The following is a 10,503-nucleotide window of genomic DNA, read 5'->3' on the forward strand; positions in this document are numbered from 1 at the left end:
CCCCGATGGGCTGCGCAGCGGCCCCAAAACCTGAGACCTCGATATAACTGACACACCCTGTTGGCTGGGTTTGCGACTGCTGCGCAGCCGGTCGGGGATAAATCCCCTCACCACAGTGTTTCGCTGAGTCAGTTGGATTGAGTTGGATTCTTCGCGAGCAGGCTCGCTCCCACAGGGGTTGTGTAAACCTTGGGGGAGCGGGCTTGTTTTGGTTCAGGCCTGGCTGAACTGCGAGGCCAGTTCGCGCAGCAGGACTTCGGCTTCGAGGACTTTGCTGACGACGTCGTTGGCTTTGTCGCGGGTCAGGCCGACGCGTTCGAGCAGGGCGTCGGGGATGTCTTCGTCGGGGCCGGAGCCGATGCCGCGGCTGCGCAGCAGGCGCACGGCCAGGCAGACGAGGTTCGGGTATTCGGCGTAGGCGCCGTCGTAGCTCGGGTCGTGCTGGAAGCGCAGGGCGGTGGCCAGTTCATCGGGCATGTCCCAGTAGCGCATCAGCCACGAGCCGATCTGTTCGCGGCTGATACCCAGCAAGTGCTGCTCGATGTAACTGTGGCACAGGTGCGGGTTGACCTCTAGGTGACGGCAGATCAGCGAGAAGTGCGGCGGGAACACGTGGGCCAGCAGCAGGTAACCGAAGTTGTGCAGCAGACCGGCCAGATAGGTCAGACCGGCTTCCGGGCGCTGGGCGCGCGGCATGGCGCGGGTCAGGCCCTCGATGACGGCGGCGGTGTAGATCGATTGCTGCCAGTACGGTGTGGTGTGTTGCGGGTGGTCTTTCGGCAGGCTCAGGGTCTTGCCGAGGGCCAGGCCCAGCGCCAGGTTGATCACCAGATCGAAACCGAGCACGCGAACGATCGCGTCTTCCACCGAACGGATCTTGCCCGGCGAGGCGTAGTACGGCGATGCCGCCCAGCTCACCACTTGCGCGGCCAGTGCCGGGTCGGTTTCAACCACGCCAGTGATGTCGTCGATGGTGGCGTTGGGGTCGACGCGCAGCTTGATGATTTTTTGCGCCGTCTCGGCCAGCGGCGGAATCTCGATGGTCGCTTCCAGGCGCTGCTGAATCCGGCGTGCGGTGAACGCCTGCACAGCCTGGGTGATTTCCTCGCGGTCATCGTCCGGGCGGTCGAGGTTCGGGCGGATGCTGCTCAGGGCTTCGCCGAAGTTGGCGGCGCTGGCCTTGGTCAGCATGCTCTTGAAGTCTTCGCTGGCGATTTCCAGCAGCAGGCCCGGCTCGCCGGAGTTGATCAGCAGCTTCGGTTCGCGCAGCAGGCTTTCTTCGTAGAGGCACGGCGAGCTGGTCAGTGCCGGCAGGCCCGGCAGCAGGCTCAGGCTGTGTTTGCCGAGCATCTTTTCCAGGCGTTCGGTGGACACGGCGGTAAGGCGTCGGCCAGTCAGTTCGGCGAGGCGGTTGAGGTCGAGCAACTGGCTCTGCGGAAACAGCACCATCAGCGCGCCGACGGCATCGTCCAGCAACACGGCTTGTACCTTGCGCGAAGCGTTGAGGCCGTGGTGGTCGAGCACTTCTTCGTAGGCGATACCCAGCTTGCCGAGCAGCAGCCGAATAACAGACGGCGCGTGCGGAAGTTCGGGGGCGAGAGCTGCGTCAGTCATGGTCTGTATCCGTTTTTGAAACAATGGCAGGAGTATAACCAGCTCTGTAGGAACGATCCTGCACAAACTGCGACGGTGCTCACACTTGGCCGTATTGCTGCCCGTGACGCAGCCAGCGGTCGAGCAATGGGCTGACGTGAGTTGGCCAGCGTTCCAACAGCGCTTGCGCGGCGTCGCGTACGGCGGGCAGCAGATCGGCGTCGCGCATCAGATCGGCGACCTTGAATTGCAGCAGACCGGTCTGGCGCGTGCCGAGCATTTCGCCGGGGCCGCGCAGTTCGAGGTCTTTTTCGGCGATGACGAAACCGTCGTTGGTCTCGCGCATGATGCCCAGGCGCTGACGGCCGATCTGTGACAGCGGCGGATGGTAGAGCAGCACGCAATGGCTGACCGCACTGCCTCGACCGACGCGGCCGCGCAATTGGTGTAATTGTGCGAGGCCGAGGCGTTCGGGGTTTTCGATGATCATCAGGCTGGCGTTGGGCACGTCGACGCCAACTTCGATCACGGTGGTGGCGACCAGCAGTTGCAGGTTGCCGGCCTTGAATTCGGCCATGACCGCGGCTTTTTCGGCAGGCTTCATGCGCCCGTGGATCAGCCCGACTTTCAGCTCGCCGAGAGCGGCGGTGAGGTCTTCGAACGTGGTTTCGGCGGCCTGACAGGTCAGCTCTTCCGACTCTTCGATCAGCGTGCACACCCAATAGGCCTGACGCCCTTCGGCGCAGGCGCTGCGCACCCTTTCGATGACTTCGACGCGGCGGGTGTCGGTGACCAGCACGGTGTTGACCGGGGTGCGACCGGGCGGCAGTTCGTCGAGGATCGAGGTGTCGAGGTCGGCGTAGGCGCTCATCGCCAGCGTGCGTGGGATCGGCGTGGCGGTCATGATCAGTTGATGCGGGCACATGCGCCCGCCGACACCTTTCTGCCGCAGCGCCAGACGCTGCTGTACGCCGAAGCGGTGTTGTTCGTCGATGATCACCAACGCCAGGTTCTTGAATTGCACTTCGTCCTGGAACAGCGCGTGGGTACCGACCACCATCGGCGTGCCGCTGGCGATCTGCTCCAGCGCGCTGACGCGATTCTTGCCCTTGAGCTTGCCCGCCAGCCACGCGACGTCGATGCCCAGCGGTTCGAGCCAGCGCTTGAAAGTGATGAAGTGTTGCTCGGCAAGGATCTCGGTCGGCGCCATCAGCGCGACCTGATAACCGGCCTCCAGCGCTTGCAGTGCCGCGAGGGCGGCGACCACGGTTTTGCCCGCGCCGACGTCGCCCTGAATCAGGCGCAGCATCGGTTCGTGCTGGCTGAGGTCGTAGGCGATTTCGTTACCGACGCGTTGCTGGGCCCCGGTCGGGTTGAAGCCGAGGTTGGCCAGGTATTTCGGTGGTAGCTTTTTCGCCTTCGGCATCGCCGGCGCGCGCAGTGAGCGCATGCTCTCGCGCAGGCGCTGCTGCGACAGTTGATGGGTCAGCAGCTCTTCGAAGGCCAAGCGATGCTGCGCCCAGTGATGACCGAGGGCCAGCTCATCGACATCGGCATCGGCGGGCGGGTTGTGCAGGTAGCGGATCGCATCGGCCAGCGGTGCCAGTTGGTAGTCGCGGGCCAGTTCGGTCGGCAGCCAGTCGGGCAGGGTGTTTGGCTTGAGCAGGGTCAGGGTCTGCATGCACAACTGGCGCAGGCGCTGTTGCGTCAGGCCTTCGGTGAGCGGGTAGACCGGGGTCAGGGTTTCATCCACCGGGGGTGGTTCGTCGCCGGTGATGGCGCGGTATTCCGGGTGGTAGATTTCCAGCCCCGAGGCGCCGGGGCGCACTTCGCCATAGCAGCGAATCCGCGTGCCGCGCTTGAGGCCTTCTTTCTGCGCGTTGCTGAAATGGTAGAAGCGCAGGCTCAGCCCGCCGGTGCCGTCCTGCATGCGCACCACGAGGCTGCGGCGCCGGCCCATGACCACGTCGGCGCCGCTGACGGTGCCTTCGACCACCGCGTCCTGGCCGGGTCGCAAGTGGCCGATCGGCACCACGCGGGTGCGATCCTGATAACGCAGCGGCAGGTGAAACAGCACGTCCTGAAGGTTCTCCAGGCCGACCTTGGCCAGCTTCTCGGCCATGGCTTCGCCGACACCCTTGAGTGCCGTCACCGACACTTGCGACAGTTCAGTCATGACGCTCGCTTAACCGGCCGTAACCGGCGCGGCGGGCTTGGCCACCGAGCACAGGCGCACGGAGTCGGCGAGGATCTCGATGGCTTTCGGCCGCGGGAAGCTCGCGCGCCAGGCAATCGCCACAGTGCGGAACGGCACTGGCGCCGACAGTGGGCGCACTTCGATCACGCCCGGGGCGTAGTGATGGCTGTCCACTGCCGACAAAGGCAGGATCGAGATGCCCAGACCGGACGCGACCATGTGGCGGATGGTCTCCAGCGAGCTGGATTCCACCGTGGTGTGCTTGGCGCCGTCGTTGCCCTTGGTCAGGGTCGGACAGGCTTCGAGTACCTGGTCGCGGAAGCAGTGACCTTCGCCGAGCAGCAGCAGGCTCTTGTCGTTAAGCAGGCCCGGGTCGATGGATTCTTTTTGCGTCCACGGGTGTTGGGCCGGCATCAGCACGTAGAACGGCTCGTCGTAGAGCGGCAGAGTCAGCACGTCGGCTTCGTTGAACGGCAGGGCGATGATGATCGCGTCGAGCTCGCCGTTGCGCAGTTTATCGCGCAGCACGTGGGTGAAGTTTTCTTCGATGTACAACGGCATCTGCGGGGCGACCCGGTGCAGTTGTGGAATCAGGTGTGGGAACAGGTACGGCCCGACGGTGTAGATCGCGCCGACTTTCAGCGGGGCAGTCAGCTGGTTCTTGCCAGCCTGGGCCAGTTCACGGATGCCTTGCGCCTGCTCCAGGACTTTCTGTGCCTGGGCGACAATGCCTTCACCGACCGGGGTCAGGCGCACGGCGCTTTTGCTGCGCTCGAAAATCAGCACACCGAGTTCGTCTTCAAGTTTTTTCACGCCCACCGACAGGGTCGGCTGGCTGACGTGGCAACGCTCGGCGGCGTGGCCGAAGTGCTGCTCTTGGGCGAGGGTAACGATGTAGCGTAATTCGGTGAGAGTCATAACGAGCGTCCATGAAGTTGCGGGCCAAGCATAACGGCTGCAATTGATAGACGCACGTTATCAGACTGAGTGCGCAATGCGACACCGGGCAATGTGAGTTTGCCGTTGCCAGATATACAAAAGGCACCTTTCGGTGCCTTGTCGATCCCCCTGTCGATACATAACCCCTGTGGGAGCGGGCTTGCTCGCGAATGCGGTGTGTCAGAACCATTGATGTCGACTGACACGACGCTTTCGCGAGCAAGCCCGCTCCCACATTGGATCAGCGGCGTTTCTCGAGGGAATACACAAACGGCGCAACAATTTCGATCGAGCCATTGGTCAACATGTCGGCCGGTGGCTTGGGCAGCGGTTGCGCGCGGCGGATCATTTCCAGGGTGGCCCGGTCCAGATCGGCGTTGCCGGAGCGGCCCACCAGTTCGAACGACAACACATTACCTTCGCCGTCCACCACGAAGCGCAGGCGGTTCAAGCCTTCCTTGCTCCGCGCCTGAGCACTGGCCGGGTACTTTTTGTACTTGGCCAAGTGCGCGAGCAGGGTGCCTTGCCAACTGGCCTTGGCAGCCATCTGCGCGGGCGACGGGCCCGGTGCCGGCTGGGCGGATTTCTCCGTCGGTGCCTGGGTCGGTTGCGTGTCGGCCGGTTTTTCCTCGGAAGGTTTTTCCTTCACGGGTTCCGGTTTTTTCTCGACCGGTTTAGGCGGCTGCGGTTTCGGCTTTGGCTTGGGTTTCGGCTTCGGTACGGCAATCTCGGCCTTGGGTGCTTCAGCCAGTTTCGGAATCGGCAGCTCTTCGACCGGAGCCGGTGGCTGCGGCGGTGTGACGACTTTCGGCGGAGCAGGCGGTGGCGGGGCCGGAACCGGTGCCAGCTCGACCATCATTGCCTGCGGCGGCAGTTCGATGGGCGGGCGGGCGGTCCAGTTCAGCGCCAGCGCGATGGCCAACGCGTGAACGCCCAGCACCACGGCCAGGCTACCGCTGTAACGCGTCAGCTTATGGCGCGTCGTGATCATTTCTTGGCTGCGCTCTCGAGGCCCACCAGGCCGACCTTCAGGTAACCGGCCGAGCGCAATTTATCCATCACGCTCATCAGGTCGCCGTAGTCCACGCCCTTGTCGGCCTGGAAGAAGATGGTGGTGTCTTTCTTGCCCTGAGTCTTGGCATCGAGCACGGCGCCGAGGGTTTCGGCTTTGACTTCGTCGTCGCCGATGTACAGGCGCTGATCAGCTTTTACGCTGAGGAACACCGGTTTCTCCGGGCGCGGCGCCGGTTTGGCGGTCGAGGCGGGCAGGTCGACTTTGATATCCACCGTAGCCAGCGGCGCGGCCACCATGAAGATGATCAACAGCACCAGCATCACGTCGATGAACGGCGTGACGTTGATTTCGTGGTTCTCGGCCAGATCGTCGTCTGCGCCTTCTTTCAAATGCAGGCCCATGGCCGATTACCCCACTTTCACCATGTGCGGTTGCGAGCTGCGCTCAGGCTGGTGATCGAGGTCACGGCTGACCAGCAACAGGACCTGCGCCGAAGCGTCGGACACCTGCGCTTTGTAGCCGGCGATGGAGCGGGCGAACACGTTGTAGATGACCACCGCAGGAATCGCAGCAACCAGACCCAGCGCGGTAGCCAGCAGCGCTTCGGCGATGCCCGGCGCCACGACGGCGAGGTTGGTGGTCTGGGTCTTGGCGATGCCGATGAAGCTGTTCATGATGCCCCACACGGTGCCGAACAGGCCGACAAACGGCGCGGTGGAACCGATGGTGGCGAGAACGCCAGTGCCGCTGCTCATGTTACGGCCACAGGCGGCGACCAGGCGCTCGAGGCGGAAGCTCACGCGTTCTTTGATGCCTTCTTTCTCGCGGCTGTTGACCGACAGGCGCATCTCTTCGAGCGCGTCGTGCACCAGCAGGTTGGCGAGGGTGCCTTCCTTCGCCGCAGTGGCGCTGGCTTCCTTGAGGGTCGCGGCTTTTTTCAGGGCAGCGATTTCGCCACGCAGACGACGCTTGGCGCCCATCAGCTCGAAGCCTTTGGCGATCCAGATGGTCCAGGTGATGATGGAAGCGATGGCCAGACCGATCATCACGATTTTCACGATGATGTCGGCGTTCTGGTACATGCCCCATGGCGACAGGTCGTGCGCCATGCCCAAGGTGTTGTCGGGTTCGAGCACTTCAGGGGCATCTGTTGCGCTGGCGTCTACAGCTTGCACCGGGTCGGTGGCGGCTGGCGCGGCAGCTGCAGGCGCGTGCTGTTCGGTGGCAGCCGGAGCGGCTGGCGCTTGTGCGTCAGCGAAAGCGGCGGTCGGCGCCAGCATCAGGCTGAGCAACAGGGCCGCCACCGCGCTCCAGGCGCGAGGTCGTGTGGTTGGCGAAGCGGGGATTTGATTGCGTGTCATGCTGGCCGGACCTGAGATAGAAAAACGGTGATGCTCTTCCAGGCCTCGTGAGGCCGAGAACAAAAGTGGCGTGCATTATTGCAAGTAATTCTTGTTAACAAAAGTAATAGAGTTTCTTTTTTTCCTTCATTGCTAGCCGTTCGTCCTTTGTGAGGGCTAGTCTGTTGCTTTCGTCTGGGAGTTTTTTGATGTCCGCGCCTTCTGTTTTGATTGCCGGTTGTGGTGACGTCGGCAGTCGTCTGGCCAAGCAATTGTTGGCTGCCGGCTATGAGGTGTACGGCCTGCGCCGGGATGTTTCGCGTTTGCCGGATGGCGTCATCGGCGTCGCTGGTGATTTGTTCAAGGAAGATTGCCCGGAAAACTGGCCGTTCGGAGCCGTGGATTACCTGGTGTATTGCGCGGCAGCGACCGATCACGATGAGGCCGGTTATCGCGCGGCTTACGTGCAGGGTTTGCAGAATGTACTGAGTTGGCTGGATGACTTCGGTCAGGTGCCTGATCGACTGCTATTTGTCTCCAGCAGCAGTGTCTACGGGCAGCAGGAAGGGGAGTGGGTCGATGAGCGCTCGGAGACCGTCGCCAGCGGATACTCCGGGCGCTTGATGCTTGAGGCTGAGCAAGTGGCGCTGAAAAGCGGTATCCCGGCGAGCATCGTGCGCCTGACCGGTATCTACGGCCCTGGTCGTGAATGGCTGTTGACCCAGGTGCGTCGCGGTTATCGGGTGGCGGTCGAGCCGCCGCTGTATGGCAATCGCATCCATGCCGATGACGCGGCGGGGCTGATGGCGTTTCTGCTGGAGGCGGATCGTCGGGGTGAGCCGTTGCAGGATATCTATATCGGTGTTGACGATGCGCCGGCACCACTGGCCGAAGTGGTCGCCTGGCTGCGCGAGTATCTGGGGGTTACCGATTGGGCGGAAGACGCCAGCGTTCGCCGCACCGGCAGCAAGCGCTGCAGCAATGCCCGGGCGCAAGCGTTGGGCTGGCTGCCGAAGTATCCGAGTTACCGCGAAGGTTATGCGGCGATTCTTGAAGGCAAATGCTGACCTTCTAACGCCACAAACCACTGTGGGAGCGGGCTTGCTCGCGAAGGGGGTGTGTCAGGCAACATTGATGTCGACTGACACACCCCCTTCGCGAGCAAGCCCGCTCCCACAGGGTTATATATTGTTCTCAGGCGCGGTTACTGCTTCTCAAGCAACCACTTGCGTTCACCGGGGGTGAACTGCGGCATTTCATCTGCCAGTGCGGTGTTCACTGCCTGGAAGATCTCCAGCGCCTTGCCTTTGCGGGCAAAGATCCAGTTGTTGCCCTGGCCGTTGAGTTGCAGCCACATGCTGTCGTGGTCGCTGTTCATCGAGGCGCAGTCGCCCGTCAGGCACAGGGCATAGCGGTTGGCGCCGGGAAGGCCGGACACCTGGCCATCGGCCTGGAACTGCACGATGTTGCCTTCGCCGTCGCCGCTGGCAATCTTCCAGCTGCCGCCCAGGTAGGCCGAATACAGTGCGCGTTCGAAGCTGGCGCCAATCGGCGCGCCTTCCGGCACGGGGATTTGTGCGCGGTCGAACAACTGGTCGGGTTCGTTCTCGGTGGCGACTTGTTTCATCCGGCCGCCGTCGCGTTTCAGCTCACTGGCGGAGCTGCCATAGAAGTCGACTTTCCAGGCGCCGGACTGTTCGCCCTGCAGCCGTCCTTCGACGTTCTCGAAACCATTGGTGTAGCGGGCCTGACCGGCCTTGGTGTTGACGTCCCACTCCAGGTTCGGGCCGTAGGCCTGAAGCGCTTCGCGCAGGGGGCCGCCCTTGGCAGCAGCATCGATCGCCACCTGGTTGATCCAGGTGCCGCTGATGTCACGGTCGGCGGGGTCGCTGGCACAACCGCCGAGGAAAATGGCGAGCAGCGAGAGAGCAAGCGCTTTGCGCATGGTGGAATCCTTTCAAAACCTTTTCTTTACCGCAGGGCAGTCGGCGCAGCGTTTGAAGGCTGCGCCGTGTGCATTACTCGATGACCAGGATGGCATCCATTTCGACTTGCGAACCCTTTGGCAGCGCAGCAACGCCGATGGCGGCGCGGGCCGGGTACGGCTGGTCGAAGTACTTGCCCATGATCTCGTTGACCTTGGCGAAGTGGCTCAGGTCGGTGAGGAAGATGTTCAGCTTGACGATGTCCTTGAATGAACCACCAGCCGCTTCAGCGACGGCTTTGAGGTTCTCGAACACCTGGACGGTCTGGGCTTCGAAGCCTTCAACCAGTTCCATGGTCTTTGGGTCCAGAGGAATCTGGCCCGACATGTAGACAGTGTTGCCGGCCTTGATCGCCTGGGAGTAGGTACCGATGGCGGCTGGGGCCTTGTCGCTGGTGATAACGGTCTTGGTCATGTATGACTCCTTGTTAGGTGTGAATTAGGCACGCATGCGGGTGATGCGGATGACCCCGGTCAGGGCGCGCAGTTTCTTGATCACGCGGGCCAGGTGCACACGGTCGTGGACGCTGACCACCAGCTGGACGACGCTGATGCGGCCATCGCGTTCGTCCATGCTGATTTTCTCGATATTGCCGTCGGCCGCGTTGACGCTGCTGGCCAGCAGGGCAATCAGGCCGCGCTGGTGCTCCAGCTCGACGCGCAGCTCGACGTTGAATTCGCCGGTGACATCCTTGGCCCACGAGAGCTGGATGCATTTTTCCGGGTTGTGCCTGATTTCGCTGATGTTGCGGCAATTGTCCAGGTGCACGACCATGCCTTTGCCCGCCGACAGGTGACCGACAATCGGGTCGCCCGGAATCGGCGTGCAGCATTTGGCATAACTGAGCACCAGGCCTTCGGTACCGCGAATCGCCAGCGGACCTTCCGGACTCGGCAGCTGTTCGCCTTCACCCAGCAGTCGGCGTGCCACGACGTAGGCCATGCGGTTGCCGAGACCGATGTCTTCAAGCAAATCTTCGATCAGTTCGAGACGGTACTCGGCGAGCATCGCCTTGACGCGCTCCGCCGGAATTTTCTCCAGCGCGCTGTCGAAACCGTTGAGTACCTTGTTCAGCAGGCGTTCGCCGAGGCTGATGGACTCGGAGCGGCGTTGCAGTTTCAGCGCATGACGGATGTGTGTGCGTGCCTTGCCGGTAACCACAAAGTTGAGCCACGCCGGGTTCGGCCGGGCGCCGGGCGTGAGTGCCTTTCGGCTGCTCGTCACCGCTGGACTTGTACAGCCAATGGGCGGCGATGCCGTTGTTGGCCATCTCTTCCATTTCGCGGGTGCGGATCTGGATCTCGATCGGTACGCCGTGCATGCCGAACAGTGTGGTGTGCAGCGACTGATAGCCGATGGCCTTGGGGATCGCGAGGTAAACCTTGAAGCGCCCCGGCAGCGGTTTGTACAAATTATGTACAGCACCCAGCACGC

Annotated in this window: 9 protein-coding genes and 1 pseudogene; 1 reads left to right on the top strand and 9 read right to left on the bottom strand. The window is 62.6% G+C overall.

Annotation, left to right across the window (positions count from 1 at the left end):
* Positions 1 to 213: 213 nt before the first annotated feature.
* From ACIOUG_RS19440 to exbB, 6 genes are all read right to left on the bottom strand, one after another.
* A complete protein-coding gene (locus ACIOUG_RS19440) occupies positions 214 to 1,614 on the bottom strand; it encodes an aminoacyl-tRNA deacylase and HDOD domain-containing protein (protein ID WP_401067841.1) in 1,401 nt (466 codons plus the stop codon).
* 79 nt (positions 1,615 to 1,693) lie between these two features.
* The gene (recG, locus tag ACIOUG_RS19445; protein WP_401067844.1) at positions 1,694 to 3,769 is read right to left on the bottom strand and encodes an ATP-dependent DNA helicase RecG; all 2,076 of its coding nucleotides are present in this window, start codon (positions 3,767 to 3,769) and stop codon (positions 1,694 to 1,696) included.
* 9 nt (positions 3,770 to 3,778) lie between these two features.
* Positions 3,779 to 4,708: a hydrogen peroxide-inducible genes activator gene (locus ACIOUG_RS19450; protein WP_007962352.1), complete on the bottom strand. Its 930-nt coding sequence runs from the start codon at positions 4,706 to 4,708 to the stop codon at positions 3,779 to 3,781.
* Between the two features lie 262 nt (positions 4,709 to 4,970).
* On the bottom strand, positions 4,971 to 5,720 hold the full coding sequence (locus tag ACIOUG_RS19455) for an energy transducer TonB (protein WP_401067847.1): 750 nt from the start codon (positions 5,718 to 5,720) through the stop codon (positions 4,971 to 4,973).
* Positions 5,717 to 6,145, bottom strand: a complete 429-nt coding sequence (gene exbD / locus ACIOUG_RS19460; RefSeq protein ID WP_047297280.1) for a TonB system transport protein ExbD — start codon at positions 6,143 to 6,145, stop codon at positions 5,717 to 5,719. Before exbD ends, ACIOUG_RS19455 begins: the two co-directional genes overlap by 4 nt.
* 6 nt (positions 6,146 to 6,151) lie before the next feature.
* Positions 6,152 to 7,105 (bottom strand): tonB-system energizer ExbB, encoded by a 954-nt coding sequence (gene exbB / locus ACIOUG_RS19465; RefSeq protein WP_401067850.1) that lies wholly within the window; start codon positions 7,103 to 7,105, stop codon positions 6,152 to 6,154.
* Positions 7,106 to 7,293: 188 nt separating this feature from the next.
* Here exbB and ACIOUG_RS19470 point away from each other — a divergent pair, with 188 nt between their 5' ends.
* A complete protein-coding gene (locus tag ACIOUG_RS19470) occupies positions 7,294 to 8,151 on the top strand; it encodes an SDR family oxidoreductase (protein ID WP_401067853.1) in 858 nt (285 codons plus the stop codon).
* A 137-nt stretch (positions 8,152 to 8,288) separates the two neighbouring features.
* Here ACIOUG_RS19470 and ACIOUG_RS19475 read toward each other — a convergent pair whose 3' ends face one another.
* From ACIOUG_RS19475 to ACIOUG_RS19485, 3 genes and pseudogenes are all read right to left on the bottom strand, one after another.
* A complete protein-coding gene (locus ACIOUG_RS19475; protein ID WP_401067856.1) occupies positions 8,289 to 9,029 on the bottom strand; it encodes a hypothetical protein in 741 nt (246 codons plus the stop codon).
* A gap of 73 nt (positions 9,030 to 9,102) precedes the next feature.
* Positions 9,103 to 9,483: a RidA family protein gene (locus tag ACIOUG_RS19480; protein ID WP_003229509.1), complete on the bottom strand. Its 381-nt coding sequence runs from the start codon at positions 9,481 to 9,483 to the stop codon at positions 9,103 to 9,105.
* A gap of 24 nt (positions 9,484 to 9,507) precedes the next feature.
* Positions 9,508 to 10,503 (bottom strand): annotated as a pseudogene (locus tag ACIOUG_RS19485) (ACT domain-containing protein); the annotation flags it as partial.

Source organism: Pseudomonas sp. NPDC087803 (genome assembly GCF_044742995.1).
Taxonomy (GTDB): Bacteria; Pseudomonadota; Gammaproteobacteria; order Pseudomonadales; family Pseudomonadaceae; genus Aquipseudomonas.